The 19,248-nt window shown below is 63.6% G+C and carries 17 protein-coding genes; 8 read left to right on the top strand and 9 right to left on the bottom strand.

Annotated features, from left to right (window positions below; all coding sequences use genetic code 11):
* Positions 1 to 167: 167 nt before the first annotated feature.
* The 5 genes from dnaK (at position 168) to rpiB (ending at position 7,072) form a co-directional block, all read left to right on the top strand.
* Positions 168 to 2,033: a molecular chaperone DnaK gene (gene dnaK, locus AAEU42_RS01905; RefSeq protein WP_342231830.1), complete on the top strand. Its 1,866-nt coding sequence runs from the start codon at positions 168 to 170 to the stop codon at positions 2,031 to 2,033.
* 65 nt (positions 2,034 to 2,098) lie between these two features.
* Positions 2,099 to 3,268 (top strand): molecular chaperone DnaJ, encoded by a 1,170-nt coding sequence (dnaJ, locus tag AAEU42_RS01900; protein ID WP_342231829.1) that lies wholly within the window; start codon positions 2,099 to 2,101, stop codon positions 3,266 to 3,268.
* 59 nt (positions 3,269 to 3,327) lie between these two features.
* The gene (locus AAEU42_RS01895) at positions 3,328 to 5,583 is read left to right on the top strand and encodes a phospholipid carrier-dependent glycosyltransferase (protein WP_342231828.1); all 2,256 of its coding nucleotides are present in this window, start codon (positions 3,328 to 3,330) and stop codon (positions 5,581 to 5,583) included.
* Between the two features lie 225 nt (positions 5,584 to 5,808).
* Complete coding sequence (locus AAEU42_RS01890; protein ID WP_342231827.1) at positions 5,809 to 6,612, top strand: histidinol-phosphatase HisJ family protein; 804 nt, start codon at positions 5,809 to 5,811, stop codon at positions 6,610 to 6,612.
* Between the two features lie 25 nt (positions 6,613 to 6,637).
* Positions 6,638 to 7,072: a ribose 5-phosphate isomerase B gene (gene rpiB / locus AAEU42_RS01885; RefSeq protein WP_342231826.1), complete on the top strand. Its 435-nt coding sequence runs from the start codon at positions 6,638 to 6,640 to the stop codon at positions 7,070 to 7,072.
* A gap of 73 nt (positions 7,073 to 7,145) precedes the next feature.
* On the opposite strand, the gene AAEU42_RS01880 is transcribed toward rpiB, so the two are convergent.
* The 4 genes from AAEU42_RS01880 to AAEU42_RS01865 all read right to left on the bottom strand — a co-directional run bounded on the left by AAEU42_RS01880 (position 7,146) and on the right by AAEU42_RS01865 (position 11,825).
* Positions 7,146 to 8,183, bottom strand: a complete 1,038-nt coding sequence (locus tag AAEU42_RS01880; RefSeq protein ID WP_342231825.1) for an Ig-like domain-containing protein — start codon at positions 8,181 to 8,183, stop codon at positions 7,146 to 7,148.
* Positions 8,184 to 8,375: 192 nt separating this feature from the next.
* Positions 8,376 to 9,086 (bottom strand): polysaccharide deacetylase family protein, encoded by a 711-nt coding sequence (locus AAEU42_RS01875; RefSeq protein ID WP_342231824.1) that lies wholly within the window; start codon positions 9,084 to 9,086, stop codon positions 8,376 to 8,378.
* 108 nt (positions 9,087 to 9,194) lie between these two features.
* Positions 9,195 to 9,875 (bottom strand): DUF2461 domain-containing protein, encoded by a 681-nt coding sequence (locus AAEU42_RS01870; RefSeq protein WP_342231823.1) that lies wholly within the window; start codon positions 9,873 to 9,875, stop codon positions 9,195 to 9,197.
* Between the two features lie 27 nt (positions 9,876 to 9,902).
* The gene (locus tag AAEU42_RS01865; RefSeq protein ID WP_342231822.1) at positions 9,903 to 11,825 is read right to left on the bottom strand and encodes a VanW family protein; all 1,923 of its coding nucleotides are present in this window, start codon (positions 11,823 to 11,825) and stop codon (positions 9,903 to 9,905) included.
* A gap of 199 nt (positions 11,826 to 12,024) precedes the next feature.
* On the opposite strand from AAEU42_RS01865, the gene AAEU42_RS01860 reads away from it, so the two are divergent.
* Positions 12,025 to 13,257: a 5-bromo-4-chloroindolyl phosphate hydrolysis family protein gene (locus AAEU42_RS01860; protein WP_342231821.1), complete on the top strand. Its 1,233-nt coding sequence runs from the start codon at positions 12,025 to 12,027 to the stop codon at positions 13,255 to 13,257.
* A 707-nt stretch (positions 13,258 to 13,964) separates the two neighbouring features.
* Here the strand turns inward: AAEU42_RS01860 and AAEU42_RS01855 are convergent.
* The 3 genes from AAEU42_RS01855 to AAEU42_RS01845 are packed head-to-tail and all read right to left on the bottom strand — an operon-like array spanning position 13,965 to position 15,795.
* The gene (locus tag AAEU42_RS01855; RefSeq protein ID WP_342231820.1) at positions 13,965 to 14,579 is read right to left on the bottom strand and encodes an ABC-2 transporter permease; all 615 of its coding nucleotides are present in this window, start codon (positions 14,577 to 14,579) and stop codon (positions 13,965 to 13,967) included.
* Complete coding sequence (locus AAEU42_RS01850) at positions 14,576 to 15,415, bottom strand: ABC transporter ATP-binding protein (protein WP_342231819.1); 840 nt, start codon at positions 15,413 to 15,415, stop codon at positions 14,576 to 14,578. Before AAEU42_RS01850 ends, AAEU42_RS01855 begins: the two co-directional genes overlap by 4 nt.
* 5 nt (positions 15,416 to 15,420) lie before the next feature.
* On the bottom strand, positions 15,421 to 15,795 hold the full coding sequence (locus AAEU42_RS01845; RefSeq protein WP_342231818.1) for a GntR family transcriptional regulator: 375 nt from the start codon (positions 15,793 to 15,795) through the stop codon (positions 15,421 to 15,423).
* 253 nt (positions 15,796 to 16,048) lie between these two features.
* Here AAEU42_RS01845 and AAEU42_RS01840 point away from each other — a divergent pair, with 253 nt between their 5' ends.
* Positions 16,049 to 16,345, top strand: a complete 297-nt coding sequence (locus tag AAEU42_RS01840; RefSeq protein WP_342231817.1) for a Dabb family protein — start codon at positions 16,049 to 16,051, stop codon at positions 16,343 to 16,345.
* 70 nt (positions 16,346 to 16,415) lie between these two features.
* Here AAEU42_RS01840 and AAEU42_RS01835 read toward each other — a convergent pair whose 3' ends face one another.
* Together AAEU42_RS01835 and serC are read right to left on the bottom strand one after the other, a co-directional pair.
* Positions 16,416 to 17,585: a phosphoglycerate dehydrogenase gene (locus AAEU42_RS01835; RefSeq protein ID WP_342231816.1), complete on the bottom strand. Its 1,170-nt coding sequence runs from the start codon at positions 17,583 to 17,585 to the stop codon at positions 16,416 to 16,418.
* Between the two features lie 14 nt (positions 17,586 to 17,599).
* On the bottom strand, positions 17,600 to 18,685 hold the full coding sequence (serC, locus tag AAEU42_RS01830) for a 3-phosphoserine/phosphohydroxythreonine transaminase (RefSeq protein ID WP_342231815.1): 1,086 nt from the start codon (positions 18,683 to 18,685) through the stop codon (positions 17,600 to 17,602).
* A 218-nt stretch (positions 18,686 to 18,903) separates the two neighbouring features.
* On the opposite strand from serC, the gene AAEU42_RS01825 reads away from it, so the two are divergent.
* Complete coding sequence (locus AAEU42_RS01825; protein WP_342231814.1) at positions 18,904 to 19,248, top strand: DRTGG domain-containing protein; 345 nt, start codon at positions 18,904 to 18,906, stop codon at positions 19,246 to 19,248.

Below are 19,248 nucleotides of genomic sequence, written 5' to 3'. Positions count from 1 at the left end.
ATCAAGCAGCCCTAAGCGATCGCTAAGGCCCGCTGGACCCCAGGGGAAGCCCTTAAGCCTTCCCCTGGGGGAAGGTGGCACAGCGAAGCTGTGACGGATGAGGGGAACCTTTCGATTTTCATATACTTTTGTATAAAACAATTTACTTTGTTATTGGAGGAATTTATATGTCTAAGATCATCGGTATTGACCTGGGTACCACCAACTCCTGCGTGGCGGTCATGGAGGGCGGCGAGGCCGTCGTCATCCCCAACGCCGAAGGCAACCGCACCACCCCTTCCGTCGTAGCCTTCTCCAAGGAGGGCGAGCGGATGGTGGGCCAGGTGGCCAAGCGCCAGGCCGTCACCAACCCCGACCGCACCGTGGCCTCCATCAAGCGTGAGATGGGCTCCGACTACAAGGTCACCGTTGACGGCAAGAGCTACACCCCCCAGGAGATCTCCGCCATGGTGCTCCAAAAGCTGAAAAGCGACGCCGAGGCCTACCTGGGCGAGAGCGTCTCCGAGGCCGTCATCACCGTCCCCGCCTACTTCACCGACGCCCAGCGCCAAGCCACCAAGGACGCCGGCCGCATCGCCGGGCTGGACGTGAAGCGCATCATCAACGAGCCCACCGCCGCGGCCCTGGCCTACGGCATCGACAAGGAGTCCGACCAGAAGATCATGGTCTACGACCTGGGCGGCGGCACCTTCGACGTGTCCATCCTGGAGATCGGCGACGGGGTCATCCAAGTGCTGGCCACCGCGGGCAACAACCGCCTGGGCGGCGACGACTTCGACACCGCCGTGATGAACTGGATGGTGGCCGAGTTCAAGAAGGACTCCGGCATTGACCTCTCCGGCGACAAGGTGGCCATGCAGCGTTTGAAGGAAGCCGCCGAGAAGGCCAAGATCGAGCTCTCCGGCGTCACCTCCTCCAACATCAACCTGCCCTATATCACCGCCGACGCCAGCGGCCCCAAGCACCTGGACCTGACCCTCACCCGGGCCAAGTTCAACGAGCTGACCGCCCACCTGGTGGACGCCACCTCCGGCCCCGTGAAGCAGGCCATGTCCGACGCGGGCCTCTCCTCCGGCGACCTGTCCAAGGTCCTGCTGGTGGGCGGCTCCAGCCGCATCCCCGCCGTCCAGGACATGGTGAAGAAGCTCACCGGCAAGGAGGGCTTCAAGGGCATCAACCCCGACGAGTGCGTGGCCATGGGCGCCGCCCTCCAGGGCGGCGTGCTGGTGGGCGACGTGAAGGGCCTGCTGCTGCTGGACGTCACCCCCCTGTCTCTCGGCATCGAGACCATGGGCGGCGTGTTCACCAAGCTCATCGAGCGCAACACCACCATCCCCGCCAAGAAGAGCCAGATCTTCACCACCGCCGCCGACAACCAGACCAGCGTGGAGGTCAACGTGCTCCAGGGCGAGCGTGAGATGGCCCAGTACAACAAGTCCCTGGGCCGGTTCAACCTGGACGGCATCGCCCCCGCCCGCCGGGGCGTGCCCCAGATCGAGGTGGCCTTCGACATCGACGCCAACGGCATCGTCAACGTCACCGCCAAGGACATGGGCACCGGCAAGGAGCAGCACATCACCATCACCTCCTCCACCAACATGTCCAAGGACGACATCGAGAAGGCCGTCAAGGAGGCCGAGCAGTTCGCCGCCGAGGACGCCAAGAAGAAGGAAGAGGTGGAGGTCCGCAACCAGGGCGAGCAGATGGTCTACCAGACCGAAAAGACTCTGGAGGAGCTCAAGGACAAGATCGACGCCGCCGACAAGTCCACCCTGGACGGCGCGCTGAACAAGCTCAAGGAGGCCCTGAAGGGCACTGATACGGGCGCCATCAAGACCGCCACCGAGGAGCTGTCCAAGGCCTTCTATCCCATCACCGAGAAGCTCTATAACCAGGCCGGCGGCCAGGCTGGCGCCCAGCCCGGCCCCGACATGGGCGGCGCCGGGTTCACCGGCGGCCCCCAGTCCGGCCCCGCCGATGACGGCGTGGTGGACGCCGACTATACCGTTGTGGACGACGACGACAAGAAATAATCCCGTGAGGAAAAAACGGGCGGGTCCCGGACCCGCCCGTTTCTCCCGTAAAGAGGTGAGCATACATGCCTGAACAGAAAAGAGATTATTACGAAGTCCTGGGCGTCTCCCGCGGGGCTTCCGACGACGAGCTGAAGAAGGCCTACCGGAAGCTGGCCAAGCAGTACCACCCCGACCTGAACCCCGACGACAAGGTGGCCGAGACCAAGTTCAAGGAGATCAACGAGGCCTACGAGGTCCTGTCCGACAAGGATAAGCGCTCCCGCTACGACCAGTTCGGCCACGCGGGGGTGGACCCCAACTTCGGCGCGGGGGGCCCCGGCGGCTATGGCGGGGGCTTCGGCGGCTTCGACATGGGGGACATCGACCTGGGCGATATCTTCGGCTCCTTCTTCGGCGGGGGCTTCGGCGGCGGGGCCCAGCGGGCCAACCCCAACGCCCCCAAGAAGGGGGACACCCTCCGGGCCGCCGTCACCATCACCTTTGAGGAGGCGGCCTTCGGCTGCGAGAAGGAGATCGTCCTCACCCGCTCGGAGACCTGCGACACCTGCAAGGGCTCCGGCTGCGCCGCGGGCACCACGGCGGAGGTTTGTCCCGACTGCCACGGCACGGGCACCATCCGCATCCAGCGGGGAGGCGGGGCCTTCACCTTCGCCACCTCCGCCCCCTGCTCCCGCTGCCAGGGCAGCGGCAAGATCATCCACCAGCCCTGCCACGACTGCCACGGCTCCGGCCAGGTGCGCAAGCAGCGGAAGATCACCGTCTCCATCCCCGCGGGCATCGACAACGGCCAGGCCATCTCACTGCGGGGCCAGGGCGGGGCCGGAAAGAACGGCGGCCCGGCGGGGGATCTGCTGATCTCGGTCACCGTCAAGCCCAGCGACAAGTTCCGCCGGGACGGCACGGCGGTCTACCTGGAACAGAACGTCACCTTCGCCCAGGCGGCCCTGGGGGCTAAGCTCACCATCCCCACCATCGACGGGGACGTGGAGTACACCATGCCCGAGGGCACCCAGCCCGGCACCACCTTCCGGCTGCGGGGCAAGGGCATCCCCTCCGTCAACGGCCGGGGCCGGGGCGACCAGTTCGTCACTGTCCGGGTCCGGGTCCCCACCGCCCTCAGCCATGAGCAGAAGGAGGCCCTGAAGGCCTACGCCGCCGCCATGGGGGAGGCCGAGGCCGCCGGGGAGACCGGGGGCAAAGGATTTTTTGACAAACGCAAGAAAAAGAAATAAAATAGAGGGCGGCCCTTTCCGGGGTCGCTCTTATTTTATCTTTCCGGGAGTTCACGCCTATGAGATACATCACCCCCTCCATCCTCTTTGCCCTGGCCGTCCTGGGCTGCGTCTTTCTCTTCCTCCTGCGTTACGTCCGGGGGGCCCGGGGCGGCCTGGCCCCGGCGGAGAAATCCGCCCAGCCCCGCCGGCTCACCTTTGCCGGTAGGTGCCACCCCATGGAGCGGAAGGACCGGCTGCCCCTCCTGCTCATCACCCTGGTCTACGCCGCCACCGCCTTCTTCCAGCTGGGGGACACCACCGCCCCCCAGAGCGTCTATGAGTTCGCCGGGGGCGCCCCCCTCACCATCGAGATCATGGGCGACCCGGTGTACGCCGCCGGCATCCGCTACTACTCCGGCCTGGGCACGGGGGCCTACAACGTGGAGATCTCCGCCGACGGCGGCCACTGGTCCACCCTGTGGCAGCGCAGGGAGGATGGAGCCGATCCGGACAAGGTCACCGGCTGGTACTGGGCCAACGCCGAGGGCTATGACCCCAGCTACGCCCTGACCCAGAAATACAACCAGCTGTATAAGTGGATCGACGTCACCGTGGAAAATCCCCAGAACGTCCGCTTTATTCGAATCACCGGGAAAGCGGAGAAGGCCAACCTTCAGCTGTCCAAATTCTGCCTTTTGGATCAAAGCGGCCGCCCGGTTCCCTTCAACTGGGCCCTGGCCGACGGCTCCGCCGCCGCTCCGGAGGTCCGGGACCTCTTCTCGGTGGACGCCACGGTGCCCGCCAAGTCCACCTGGCACAACTCCACCTACTTTGACGAGATCTACCACGCCCGCACCGCCAAGGAGCATATCGACGGGGTCTACCCCTACGAGGTGACCCATCCCCCCCTGGGCAAGCTGATCTTGGGCCTGGGCATCCGTCTCTTCGGTATGACCCCCTTCGGCTGGCGGTTCATGGGGACCCTCTTCGGGGTAGGAATGCTCCCCATCCTCTATGTGTTCCTGAAAAACCTCTTCGGCAAGACCCCGGTGGCCGCCTGCGGCACCGCCCTCTTCGCCTTTGACTTCATGCACCTGACCCAGACCCGCATCGCCACCATCGACACCTACGGGGTCTTTTTCATCCTGTGCATGTACCTCTTTATGTACCGCTACCTCACCCTCCCCGCGGGGACTTCCTTCAAGAAGGGGGCCCTGCCCCTCTTCCTCTCCGGGCTCATGTGGGGCCTGGGGGCCTCGGCCAAGTGGACGGTGATCTACGCCGCCCTGGGGCTGGCCGTGGTCTACTTCATGGGCTTTTACCAGAAGCTCCGGGACTGGCCCCCGGAACAAAAGGGGGAGCTGGCCGGCTGGTGCGTCAAGACCCTGCTGTTCTCCGTCTTGTGCTTTATCATCATCCCCTTCGCCATCTATACCGCCTCCTACCTCCCCTACGCCCAGGCCAAGGGGGTGGACCTGTCCCTCGCCAACACCCTGGCCGGGGCGAAGGAGAGCCTGCCGGTCCTCTTCCAGAACGTCTGGGGCCACCTCACCGGGGGAGAGGAATTCAAGGCCGCCGTCATCCCCACCGACAGCCTCACCGGCATCATGGCCAACAACCAGTGGTATATGCTCACCTATCACGAGGGGGTCTCCCAGGCCCATCCCTACTCCTCCCGGTGGTTCCAGTGGATCGTGGATGCCCGGCCCATCCTCTACTATATGGACAACTCCGTCCCCGGCTTCACTACCCGCTTCGCCGCCTTCGGCAATCCCGTGGTCTGCTGGGCGGGGCTGGGGGCCATCCTGGTCTGTGCCGCCCACTCCTTCCGCCGCCTGTGGTCCAAGGCCGCCTTCCTGGCCGCCCTGGGCGGGGCGGCCACCCTCCTCACCTACCGCTCGGAGCAGGGGGAGAACGGGGTCTTCTACGCCGAACTGCCCCCCGAGGTTCTCATCCGCAACTGGATCATCCTGGCCGCCTGCCTCCTGGCCTATCTGGCTCTGGCCGGCCTTCTGCTGTACGCCGCCCCGGGCCATTCCGGGAAGGCCGCCTTCATCCTGGTGGCCTTCCTCTCCCAGCTGGCCCCCTGGTGGCTCATCGGCCGCACCACCTTCGAGTACCACTATTTCCCCTCTACCCTCTTCCTCACCTTCGCCATCTCCTACCTCTTCGACGGACTGGTGGAGCGGGGCGTGGACTGGAAAAAGCCGGTCTACGGCCTCACAGGGCTGTCGGCGGGCCTGTACGCCCTCTTTTACCCCGTCCTCATCGGCCTGACCATCCCCACCTGGTATGAGCCCTTGGTCAAGTGGATCGAGAGCTGGCCCTTCTAGGTGCGGACAGTTTACCCGCAGGGTATGAGCTGTCCGTAGGCGGCGCAGCCGCCAACGGGCAGCCGATCTGCGGAAAATGCGTCGCTTCGCTCCACAGCCGCGCCTTCCGGGGGAGTCCGCTCCTTTTGGCCGCGGGAAACCGGCTGCGCCGAACCAGCCCCCGGATACCCCCTCCACCCTGCGGGGTGGAGGAAAGATTGGACGACTTCAGGAGGTCCCATTATCATGTTTCTAGCCGACTACCACACCCACTCCCTCTGCTCTCCCGACAGCTCCGCCCCCCTGGTCCAGATGGCCCAGGCGGCTCTGGATGCCGGAATGGACGAGTTGTGCCTCACCGACCACTGCGACCTGCTCAGCGCCGACGGCAAGCTGGACCTCTCCTTCCGCTGGGAGGGGGTCGAGGAACAGCTGGCCCAGGCACGGGCCCAATTTGCCGGACGGCTCCCCATCCGAATGGGCCTGGAGCTGGGTGAGCCCTGGGAGGCCCCCCAGGAGGCCGCCCGGATCGTCAGCCACCCGGAGTTGGACTTTGTCATCGGCTCGGTGCACAATCAGGGGCGGGCCGCCGGAGGCGTGGACTTTTACTATATCGATTACCGCGGTGAGGAGGCCTGCTACACCGCCCTGGACGACTACTTCTCCTGCATGGAGGCCCTGGCCGCTCTGGACTGCTACGACGTGCTGGGCCACGTCATCTACCCGCTCCGGTACATGAACGGCCGGGACGGCAACCACGTGACCCTGGACCGGTACACCGAGCGCATCCGCTCCATCTTCCGCACGGTCATCGCAAAGGGCAAGGGCATCGAGGTCAACACCTGCCGGGGCCGGAGCGTGGAGGACTGGCGGAGCATCCTGGCCCTCTACCGCTCCTGCGGAGGCACCCTCGTCACCCTGGGCAGCGACGCCCACAGCCCCGGGGACGTGGCCAAGGGCCTCCCCGCCGCCGCCCGACTCCTGGGGGAGATGGGTTTTGATTCCATCGCCGTCTACGAACGCCGCCAGCCCAAACTGGTCAAACTATAAGAAACGATAGAAGGAGGACATCATCATGATCGCACTGGGTTCCGACCACGGAGGCTTCGCCCTCAAGCAGCATATCATCGGTTATCTGGAGGCCAACAACATCCCCTACAAGGACTTCGGCTGTGACAACACCGACTCCTGCGACTACCCCGACTTCGGCGCCGCCGCCGCCCAGGCGGTGGCCTCCGGCGCGTGCGAGAAGGGCATCGTCATCTGCACCACCGGCATCGGCATCTCCATCGCCGCCAACAAGGTCAAGGGCATCCGCTGCGCCCTGTGCTCCGAGCCCCTCTCCGCCGAGATGACCCGCCGCCACAACGACGCCAATATGCTGGCCCTTGGGGGCGGCATGATCGGCCCCAACCTGGCCGAGCGCATCGTGGAGGTCTTTCTGAACACCGCCTTCGAGGGCGGCCGCCATCAGCGGCGGGTGGATAAGATCTCCGGGCTGGAAAAATAAACCTTATCCCCAAACCGGTCTAAAAAGGGCCCCGCGTCATGAGACGCGGGGCCCTTTTGTCTGTCTGTTCAGCTCAGCCGGAGCAGCGCACGATGCACTTGACGCTCACTCCGTCGATGGTGGCGGTGACGCTGCAGGTACCCTTTCCCACGCCGGTGACCGTGCCGTCAGAGGAAACGGAGGCCACGTTGGGGTTGCTGGAGCTCCAGGAGGCCGCCGCGCTGGTCCCCTGGGGGATCAGCCGGAAGGTCTCCCCGACCTTCAGGGTGAAGTCCTCCCGGTTCAGGGTAAAAGAGGCGGTCCCGCCGCCGGAGGGGGCGGTGGAGGCGCTGGGCGCGGCGCTGGCCGGGGTGTCTCCGGTTTTCTTGAAGTTGCACCGGACAATGCACTTCTGCTCCCCCACGCCGTCCAGCGTAGCGGTAAGGGTGACGGTTCCCTCGGACACGGCGGTGACCACGCCGTTCCAGGAGACCGAGGCCACGTTGGGATCGCTGGACTTCCACGTGATGTCCCCGCTGGTCCCCGCCGGAGTATATGTAGCCTTCATCTGGAAAACCTGCCCCACCGCGTCAAAGGTGAAATCCTCCCGGTTGAGGGTGAAGCCGGTGGGGCTGCCCGCCGCCGGAGTGACCTGAGGGGTCACGGCGGGAGGGGTCTCCGGGGGAAGGCTCTCCACCGGACTGGTCTCAACGCTCTGACTCTCCTCCGGGGGCTGACTGTCCTGGGGCTGGACGCTCTGGGTCACCTCCGGGTTGGGTGAGTTCTCCGGCCCGGCCGGATTCTTGTCCAGCATGGATTTGACGATGGAGATGACGATACATACCGCCGCCACGATCAGGGCCAGGGAGATGATGGTGCCGATGATCCGCCCGATGGAGGGGCCGCCGTATCCGCCGCCCCCGCCGCCGCGCCGGCTTCCTCCAGCCAATCGTTTTCCCCCCTTGGCCCGCGGGGCCTCTTCGTAATCCTCGTCGTAGTCGCTGTCGGGATCGTCCCAGCGCCCGGTGCCGTCCTCGTTGCAGAAGGGACAATGTTTATAGGTGACGGAGTACATCTCTCCGCAATACTCACATTTGATCAGTTCATTTTTCGAACCGGCCTGCCTTGCCATGTCCTTCCCCCCGTTTCCGCGTTTTTCCCTATTATTGTACACGCTGGGAGGAAAATCGTCAACGGCCCCAGGGCAACTGTCACTATTTTGTAATTGCGCGCGGGCACATCCGAAAAGCCGGGATATCCGCGCCTTTCCACAAAAATTCTGTCAAAAAGGCGGGGCCGGGGGCGTTCAGAGGCACCCCGCGGCTCACGGATAAAAGTGCCGGCAGATCTCCCCGGAGGAGGGCGTCACCTTCCGCTCCTCACACAGCTCGTCTATGGTGAGAAAGAGAAACCCCTTCTCGTGCAGGGCGTCCACGATGCGCAGGGCCGCCTCCACCGAGGTGGGGTAGATGTCGTGGAGCAGGATGATGTCCCCGTCGGAGGCCCGGGAGACCACGTGCTCCACAATGCGGTCCACGTTTTTATCGTTCCAGTCCTCCGGGTCGATGGACCACAGGATGATGGGGCTTCCCGCCCGCTTGATCACCCCGTTGTCCGTCATGCCGTAAGGGGGGCGGAGGATAAAGTCGTTGTGGCCCAGGGTTTCCTTCAAAAGGTTCCTCGTCCGGTCCACCTGGGCGGAAAAATCGGCGGCGTTGAGGCCGGTAAGTTTCACGTGGTCGTAGGTATGGATGCCGATCTGGTGCCCCTCCCGATCCATCCGCTGCACCACGTCCTCATTACCGGGAACCAGCTCCCCGATGAGGAAAAAGGTGGCGTGGACCCCCCGCCGGGCCAGTCCGTCCAACAGGTCTGTGGTGGTGGAGCGCCGGGGGCCGTCGTCAAAGGTCAGGGCGATGAGCTTGGGCTCCTCCACCCCCTCCGCCAGCCCGTCCGCCCGCACCGTATCCAGCGAAAAGCAGCGCTCCATCCCCAGCCCCGCCCAGGGGAGCGTCAGGGCCAGCAGGAGCGCCACCGCTTGTTTTTTCCAGTCAAAACACAAGCCCGCCCCACCGCCTTTCTGTCCATTGATAAGAACAGTATGCGCAGTGGGACGGGCTTTTCCTCTGTCAAAAAATGTTGTTCACGCCTGCCGGGGGTCCGGGTCCCCGTCCAGGGTGGAGATATAGCGGAACAGGGGCAGTAGCTTCTCCCACTCCCCGATGATATGCGCCGGAAGCTGGGGCGAAAACAGAAGCTCATCATGGGGCCGGTCACAGCTCAGAGAGAAGCCTCCCTTTTTGTTGTACCAGGGGTCCAGCAGGGCGCTGGGGGCCTCCTTCCGGCGTTTGAAGTCCTCCCCGTTGAGGGTAAATGTATCCTGTTTTTTGAGCTGGCGGGCGAACTTCTCCATGGTCTTGGGGTCCTTGTCCATCCGGGCCCGGAATTTGGCCATAGTAGCCGCCCGGGCCATCCAGTAGCCCAGGCCGAAGCTGTACTCCTCCGGGCCCAGCTCAAACCAGAACACGGGCTGGAGGGACCACTCCTCCGCGGGCTGCTCCAGAGAGAGCCAGAGGTGATCCTTATAAGGCCCCCGTCCATGGAGCCTCCGGGCGTCCCGGTAGATACGGGAGACCCGGCACATCAGCCCCAGCTCCTCGTGGGGTTCGGCAAAACCCTCGTAGAGGTCCCGGGCCAGCGCCTTCATGGGCTCGTAAAACGTGGTGAGATACTCCTCCTTGTGGGCCTCGAACCAGCTGCGCTCGTTATTGAAGCGGATACCCCACATGAAGTCGACCGTCTCTTTTGTAAAGCCTTGAAACATGGTGATCTCTCTCCTTTTGCGGCTGGCTCACACACCCGGCGGGGGCAGGGGGGCGTCCGGGTCCGGGGTGGGCGTGGGGGCCGCGGAGGGCTCCGCCGCCGGGGCCTGGCTCTCCACGGGCGGCTGCGCCGTCTCCTCGGGGGGACGGCTCTCCACCACCGGGGGCGTCACCGCTCCGGTCTCCGCCGGGGAGCTTGTCTGCGCCGGGTCCCCGCTCACCACGGGGGCGCCGCTCTCCGTGGGGGCAGTGCTTTCGGCGGGGTCCGCCACGTCCGGAGTGGGTGTCACCGGCGTCAGGGTCTTGAGGCCCGTGGCCGGGTCGATCCCCCACAGGGCCGCGTCGGCGGGGTTGTAGAAGATGACGGCGTCACGCAGCTTATAGTTGGTCTTGTAGAGATAGTTGGTGGAGATCACGTTCCCCGAGGCGTCCACCAACTGCTGATAGGTCTCGATGGACACGGCGTTGTAGGCGGTGCGCTCGGGGTCCTTCTGCGTGGTGCCCTGGGCGACGGCGGGGTTGGCCTCGTAGGTGGTCTGGGCGTACTGGGTGACCACCCGGTTGGTGGAGTAGGGCTCCCCGTGGATGCCGGTGGCGTCGGTGCCGTAGACGGCCACCCGGACATAGTTGTCGCTGTCCACGTAGGCCTCGATCTTCACCGGGTAGTCGGTGTTGTTCTTGAACTGGAAATCCAGGCTGCCGGAGGTGCCCGCGTCACCGTAGACCGTGGCGTCCAGGCCGCCCTTGATATAATTGGGCTCGTAGCGGTGGGCGTGGCGCTCCACAGTCTCCAGATTGGCCTTCAGGGTGGACCAGTAGAGGGTGGAGGAGGCCTGGCAGATGCCGCCCGCGGTGGTATCCACCGTCTTGCCGTTGACATAGGCCCCCGCCTTTCCGTAGCCGTTGGAGGTGGAATAGGGGCTGCACACGGCGTTGAAGGAGAAGGTATCCCCGGGGAAAACCACCTGGCCGTTGAGGAAAGAACAGGCCAGGGCGATATTCTTCTTCCGGTCCGCGGTGCCGGTAAACTTGGTGGCGGCGGCCCCCAGGGTGTCCCGGAAGAGGCTGGCGGTCAGCGCCTCGGTGGAGAGGCCAGGCTCGGTCAGGGTGAGCGGGATCCGGCACTTGCTCCCCTCGGCGGCCTGATCCAGGGCGGCCCGGGCCGCCTCCACGTCAAAGTCCGCCCCGGTGACCGAGGGGACGATCTCCCCGCTGTCCTTGTCCAGATAAGCGTCGGCGGCCTCGGCGTACACCTCCCGGTGAATGGCCTCGAAGTCGGGCTCGGCGGGGGGCGCCTGGACCAGAGAGATGTTCACCGTCTCCGGCCCCGTGCCGATGAGGGCGGCGGTGACCCCGGTGCGGACGGCGTCGGCGTCCACCGCGGTCCCGGTGACGCCCTTTTCAAAGAGGATGGCCTCGTCGGTGACCTCATAGGTGGTCTCGTTCCCGTCGATGCCCAGCTCCCTTGTCAGCTCCGCCAGGGTGTCGTCCATCCGCTTCTGGCCCGCCTCGGTATACCGCAGGGAGGGTCCAAAGTCCGCGTTCCCCCGGGAAAACAGCGCCGCCACATAGCGTCCGCCGTTGGTGAGAAAATTTCCCCTGTCGTTGACGTGGGTCAGCGACTCGGCCAGGTCGCTGGGCTCCATCAGCCCTTCTGCGTCCAGCTCCAGCCGCGTCCCGCTCTGGGGCTCATAGAGCTCCACGGTCTTGCCCACCCACTTCAGCGGAAGCTCCGCGGTCAACTTCTCCTCCGCCTGGGCGTAGGTCAGCCCGGACACGTCCACCCCCAGCACGGAGGTGTGGGGCCACAGCTTGGCCCCGCTGGCGAAGGCGCACAGGCCGACATAGGCCACGGCCAGGACGCCCACCGCAAAGGCGGCGATCACAAGGGCCAGCTTTTTCCCCCCGGCGGAACCGGGGGCCACCCGCTTGCCTGTCTCTTTCTCTCCCATTCCAACATCACTCCATAACTACACACCTGTAAGGTGCGACACACAATATATGGTTTGATTATATGTGTTTTTTACTCAAAAAGCAATAACAGAACGGTTACATACGGCCTCTGCCTCTCCTGTTTCCGCTTTACAAAGGCTTGAAATCGTTGTATGATATGTAGTAAATGTGAAAGTATGATGTTTTGGGAGGCGCAGCATGTCAAATAAGCAAAATTCCAACATCCCCTGGTGGGTCATTGTGCTGGGCTTCATCTTCTTTTGGCCCATCGGCATGGTCCTTCTTTTCATGAACCTGGGGGGCGTCCAGATCCCCACGGATAAGATCAAACAGGATTTCCAGAGCGGCCGGACCTCCACCGGCGCCGGTCCGTACGCCCCCAGCGGCTCCGCGGGCCAGCAGCAGCGGCGGCAGACCCCGCCCACCGCCTCCTCCTTTCAGGCGGGGGCCGTTCCCCCGGGGGACGTCCGCTCGGGCACCGGCACCGCCCAGCCCCGCCAGGGCCAGGGGACCGGCCAGCAGCGGCAGGCCAGGGATCCGGGCCGGGTCTATCAGCAGGCCCCCCGTCCCGTCCACCGTGGCAAAAAGCCTATGGGGGGCACCTTACTCACCATTTTCGGCGCCATTTGTTCCCTGTCCTTTTTTATCGCCGCCATGGGGGTGGCCTTCGGCACCGGCTTCGTGAGCGGCGGCGCCATCGTGGGCTTTTTCACCGTGTTCGGCTTCCTCTGCGCCAGCCTCTTCATGACGGGCACCGGCATCTCCATGACCCGCCGGGCCCGCCGCCAGCGGCTCTACCTGGGGGCCATCGGCCAGCGCACCTCTATCTTCATCTCCGACCTGGCGGGTGCCGCCGGGGTCTCGGAGCGCAAATGTATCTCCGACCTTCAAAAGATGCTCTCTGACGGCATCCTCCCCATGGGCTATATCGACCGGGCCACCGGCCGGCTGGTCCTCACCGACCAGGGCTACGAGCGGCCCGCCGCCCCCCAGCCGGAGCCGGAACCGGAGAGGCCCACGGACAGTGACGACGATATTCTCCGCCAGATCAAGGAGATCAACGACGCCATCCCCGGCGAGGAGATGAGCCGGAAGATCGACCGGGTTGGGGAGATCACCGGCAAGATCCTGGACTATCAGCGGCAGAACCCCGCCAAGGCCGGCCAGCTGCGGCAGTTTTTGAACTACTATCTTCCCACCACCCTCAAGCTCCTCAAGACTTACGCCCAGCTGGACGCCCAGGGGGTGGAGGGGGAGAACATCACCGCCGCCAAGGCCCGCATCGAAAATATGATGGATAAGGTAGTGGAAGGCTTCGAAAAGCAGCTCGACCAGCTTTTCCAGTCCGATGCCATGGACATTGCCACCGACGTGGCGGTGCTGGAGCGGATGCTGGACAAGGATGGGCTGGGGACCGGCATGACCATGTAAATGAGTGCGTAGAACGCCCCGGCGGTGATCCGCCGGGGCGTTCTTTTGTTTGTCTGTTGGCGAATCGCACGTCGGGACACCGCAGCGTTAAGAAAATGCGCCGGTGGCTCATTTGTAGCGTAGGCCGGGTGGCTGTGCCACCCGGGGCCGTATTCTTGGGCGCAGCGCTTCGGTGTAGTGTTCGTTGATTGCACGTCTAACGTGTGTAAATCTGGGGGGACATTTCTTTTCCCGAGGAAAAGAAATGTCCCCCCAGACCCCCAAAGAAAAGTCTCTGGCACAGCTCTGCTCGCAGATTCCCGTTTCAGTAGGAGGTCTACTGCTCGAAGTAGGGGGATAAGCACGGGTGCGTCTGTGCGACACGTGGTCCTTCTTGCGCCGCTCGGCCGCTGACGTGTGCTTGACAGAAGGTTGGTCTTTAGCCTTCCCCTTGGGGGAAGGTGGCAGCCCGAAGGGCTGACGGATGAGGGGAACTGGGGGCACGGGAAAGGCCCTGCCAACCGATAAGTTCCCCTCATCAGTCTGCTTCGCAGACAGCTTCCCCCAGGGGAAGCCTAATTTTCTCCTAACTAAGGTGCGCCTATGAGTTGTAACTGCTGGCTGTACAGCAAGCAGTCAGCGGCGGTCCCCTTCCTGTTCTCCCATAGGCTGGAACACTTTGCAAAAAGATGGGGGCCCTTCCCCGCTCCGGGAAAGGCCCCCGCCCCTTACAGTTCCTTGTGCTCCATGACCTTGATGGAGATCATCCGGGACACCCACATCCCCAAAAGCCCCACCCCCAGCACGGGCAGAACCAGCCACCTCAGACTGAACCCGCCGCTCCCGTAAGAGGACATCCCGGCGATGGCCCCGCCGGCCCCGATGGCGGCGCTGCACGCCACCACGATCACCAGGATGACGGTCCGGCTCTTGTTCCCGCCGAACCGGTAGGACACCGGCATCAGCACGTCGATGTAGAGGAGGGCGCCGCCCCCGTAAATCAGGCACAGCTCAATGCTCGCCTTCTCCCCCGACAGCAGGGACGCCGCCAGCATAAACAGCGTGATGGCGCCGCACATCAGCAGGGCCAGGGCGTACCGCCCGTCCACCTGCTCCCGGCGGCCGTTGGGGGTCGCGGCGGCATAGGCCTGCCAGTGGTTGACCTCGTCGTAGTTGAACAGCCCGACGAAGGCGGACATGCAGAAAATCGTGGCGTACAGGGCCAGGAAAGTGACCTGGAAATCGGTGAACACCACCAGGATGGCAAAGGCGGCCAAAACGAAACCGAAAAACTTCAGGTTGGGCACCATGAGATAAAAGTCCCGCTTCATAAATCCCTTCACGTCCGGTCCCCCCTCGTAGTAAAGATCATCAAATCCTCCAAGCTGGGCGCGTCCAGCGCCAGGTCCGGGTACGCCCGCTGGAAGGCGGGCCGGTCTTTCACCAGCGCTTGACAGCCAAACTCCCCCGTCCGGCTCCCCACCAGGAACCTGCCGTCAACCCGTTCCAGGTCGGCCCGGGCACAGGAGAGCTTGCCGTAGCTGGCCAGCAGCTCGTCCTTGGCCCCCGAGATGGTCACCTTCCCCTTGTGGAGGTAGACCACGTAGTCGCAGATCTTTTCCAGATCACTGGTGATATGGCTGGACAGGAGGATGGCGTGGTCCTCGTCGGAGAGGAAGGCCATGAACTCGTCCAAAATCTCATCCCGGACCACCGGGTCCAGTCCGGAGGTGGCCTCGTCCAGCACCAGCAGCTTGGGCCGGTGGGACAGGGCGGCGGCGATGGAGAGCTTCATCTTCATGCCCCGGGACAGTTCCTTCACCTTCTTGTCCGCAGGCAGCTCAAATTTCTCCAGATAGTGGGTGAAGAGCGCCCCGTCCCACTTGGCGAACACCCCGCTGAGGAAGCTCCCTACCTGCTTGACCTTCAGCGCGTCGGCGAAGGGGCACTCGTCGGGGACATAGCCCACCTCGGTGAGCCCCTCACCCTCAAGCACCTGGACCTCCCCGGCGTCGTGGGATAACACCCCCAGCAGACATTTGATGGCGGTGGACTTGCCCGCCCCGTTCTCCCCGATCAGCCCCAAAATGGTGCCTCCGGGAATGGCGAAGGACACGTCCTCCAAGGCAAAGGAACCGAAATCCTTGGTGAGATGGTCGATCTTCACAGCGTATTCCATATCTGTCACTCCTCCGTATAGATGATGTCCAGGGCTCGGGCCACCTCAGTCTGGGAAATCCCCCCCGCTTTGGCCGCCTCCACCGCTTTCATGAGATACTCCTCTACCTGCCGCAGGGCGTTCTCCCGCACCAGCTCCAAGTTCCGGGGAGCCACGAAGCAGCCCTTCCCCGGCACACTGGTGATGAAGCCTTCCCGCTCCAACTCCTCATAGGCCCGTTTGGTGGTGATGACCGAGATGCGCAGGTCCTTGGCCAGTGCCCGCATGGAGGGCAGTGCCTCTCCCTCCGACAGGGCCCCGCTGAGGATCAGGCCCTTCACCTGCTGGGTGATCTGGTCATAGATGGGAGCCTCGCCGGTGTTTCGAATGATGATGTCCATGTCCCACCTCCGCGTTGTCTGTATCTATTAGATATATACAGTATAGTCACATGATACACACTTGTCAAGAGGATTTGAAAAAATTTCTCAAAAAAATGGAGCGCTCTCCGCCGCCCCTGTCCCGGTCCGGCCAAATCGGACGCTTTATTTTTATTTCCCCTGTTCTTTCGACACGTTTCCATGTATAATACATTTATTACCCGGTCAAACGAATCCGTTCCCATTGCTTTGACCCTTAGGAGGCCCCCTCGACATGATCCGACGCATCCTGTTCTGGAAATACGGCCCCGCCGTCTCCGACAAAAACAACCTGGTGGAGACGCTGCGGTTTCGCTTCCAGGAATTGAAAGCCGCCTGTCCCGGCCTGCTGGAGGTCCAGGTGGAACCGACCCTGCCGGGCAGCACCCACGATATCGCCCTGCTGTGCACCTTTTCCGACCGGGCGGCCCTGGACGCCTACCAGTTCAACCCCAGGCATCTCTCCCTGCGGGCGGAGATCTCCTATCAGCTGCGGGACCGGGTGTGCGCCGACGTGGAGCTCCCCGGCTGACCTTTCCCGGCACAAAAAAGAACCGGGCGGACCTTCCCAGGTCCGCCCGGTCTTTTACGATTCCATTGGATCAGTGGGTCAGATAGCGTACCCGCAGCACGCCCTCGATGCCGCGAATGGCGTCCAGCTCCGCATCGGAGACCTGGGTGGCGATATCCACCACGGTATAGGCGTACTCGCCCTTGGACTTATTGGTCATGTTCTCCACGTTCACCTTCTGGTCGGAGAGCACCTTGGTGATGCTGGCGATGGTGCCGGGGATATTGCGGTGGATGACGCAGATGCGGGCGGTGCCGCTCCACTCCTGGACCAGGGTGGGCAGATTCACCGAGTTCATGATGTTGCCGTTTTCCAGGTAATCCTGAAGCTCCTGGGCCGCCATGACGGCGCAGTTGTCCTCGCTCTCGGGGGTGGAGGCCCCCAGGTGGGGCAGGCAGACCACGCCCTCGGCCTGGACCAGACGGTTGGTGGGGAAGTCGGTGACATACCGGGCCACCTTGCCGCCGGCGATGGCGGCCAGGATGGCGTCGTCGTTCACCAGCTCTCCCCGGGCCAGGTTGATGATCCGCACCCCGTCCTTCATCTGGGCCAGGGCGGCGGTGTCGATGGTGTCCTTGGTGGCGTCGTTGTAGGGCACGTGGATGGTGAGGTAATCGGCGTGCTGGTAGACCTCCTGGGCGGACTTCACCACGTGGATATGCCGGTCCAGCCGCAGGGCGTTGGCCACCGACAGGTAGGGATCGTAGCCGTAGACCTCCATCCCCATGGACAGGGCCACGTTGCCCACCAGGGCCCCGATGGCCCCCAGGCCGATGATGCCCAGGGTCTTTTTATAGATCTCGGGGCCCACGAAGGCGGCCTTCCCCTTCTCCACCACCTCGGACACCTCCACGCCAGAGGCCGCCTGGTTCTTCACCCACTGAAGGCCCCCGGCGATGTCCCGGGAGGCAATCAGCATGGCGCACAGCACCAGCTCCTTCACCGCGTTGGCGTTGGCGCCGGGGGTGTTGAACACCACGATGCCCGCCTCCGAGCAGCGGCCGATGGGGATATTGTTGGTGCCCGCCCCCGCACGGGCGATGGCCCGGAGCTCGGTGGGGAACTCATAGTCGTGGAGTTTGGCGGAGCGGACCAGGATGCCGTCCTCGTCGTCAAAGTCGTCCGCCACGGCGAACCGGTCCCGGGGCAGCTCGGCAAGGCCCAGGGCGGAGATCTTATTCATGGTCTTGATATGAAACATGGTCCTCTCCTCTCTCAGTTGGCCTTGTCAAAGGCCTGGATGAAGTCCACCAGCTTCTCCACGCCCTCCACGGGCATGGCGTTGTAGATGGACGCCCGCATGCCGCCCACGTTGCGGTGGCCCTTCAGATTGGTGAATCCGGCGGCAGTGGCCTCGGCCACGAATTTGGCGTCCAGGGCCTCGTCCCCCGTGCGGAACACCACGTTCATGTCGGAGCGGGAGCCGGGCTCCACGGCGCAGGTGAAGAGCCGGGAGGCGTCAATGGCGTCGTAGAGCAGCTTGGCCTTGCCGTGCTTGATCTTCTCCATCCCGGCCACGCCGCCCTGGCTCTCCAGCCAGTCCAGCACCAGGCCCAGGATATAGATGCACCAGCAGGGGGGGGTGTTGTTCATGGAGTCCTTGTCGATCATGAGCTTGTACCCCAACATTTGCGGCGTGTAGGGCAGCTCCTTCCCCGCCAGCTCCTCCTTGACGATGACCACGGTGAGCCCCGCGGGGGCCATGTTCTTCTGGGCCCCGGCAAAGATCACGCCGTATTTGGACACGTCCACCGGCCGGGAGAGGATGTTGGAGGACATGTCGCACACCAGGGGCACGGCCCCCGTCTCCGGGACGTACTGCCACTCGGTGCCGTAGATGGTATTGTTGGCGCAGTAATAGAAGTAGGCCGCCTCGGGGTCCAGCTTGAGCTGCTCCTGGGCGGGAATGTAGGTGTGGTTCTTGTCCTCGCTGGTGGCGGCCACCGAGATGGCGCCGTACTTCTGGGCCTCCTTGCAGGCCAGCTTGGAGAAGTTGCCGGTGACGGCGTAGTCCGCCTTTCCGGTGGTCCCGATCAGGTTCAGGGGCACGGCGGAGAACTGGGTGGAGGCGCCGCCCTGGAGGAAGAGGACCTTGTAGCCCTCGGGGATGTTGAGGGCCGCGCGGAATTTGGCCTGAGTATCGTCGAAGATCTTCTGGAAGACCTTAGATCGATGGCTCATCTCCATCACTGACATACCGGAGCCCTGGTAGTTGGTGATCTCGGCGCCGGCCCGCTGCAATACTTCCAAAGGAAGCATGGACGGCCCCGCGGAGAAGTTGAAGACCCGCTGGTTTTCCATAGTAATGACCTCCTAATCGATTCAAGCCAAAGTCTCTTTAGCTTGTTAAAGTTCATTATATCCGTCCGCCTGCCAGTCTGTCAATGCGGGAGACGTCAAAAACCGACGCCTCCAGGGAAAAATCTTTGTGAAAAATAGAACAATTTCCTTTACATCCCCCTGCCGGTGTGGTACAATAGAGTTGCAAAACCATAGAGTTTAGTTTTGGAGGCTTGGGTATGAAACTTTCTGAAGTCAGAGACATCCTGAAGGCCGAGGTGCTGTTTGGCGAGGATAAGCTGGACCGGGAGGTCACTTCCGCCTGCGGCAGTGATTTTATGAGCGACGTGTTGGCCTACGTGAAGAACCAGGCGCTTTTGCTGACGGGCCTGGTCAACCCCCAGGTGGTGCGCACCGCCGACATGATGGATATGAAGTGCATCGCCTTCGTCCGGGGCAAGCACCCCGACGAGAACGTGCTGGAACTGGCCAAGGAGCGGGACATGGTGGTCATGTCCACCCCCATGCGCATGTACGACGCCTGCGGCAAGCTGTACGCCAAGGGTCTGGGAGGGGAGGAATAA

The sequence above is a fragment of the Pseudoflavonifractor phocaeensis genome (assembly GCF_038439875.1).
GTDB lineage: Bacteria > Bacillota > Clostridia > Oscillospirales > Oscillospiraceae > Vermiculatibacterium.
Note: the sequence above shows the minus strand (reverse complement) of the source record. Positions and strands in the feature narration are given on the sequence as shown.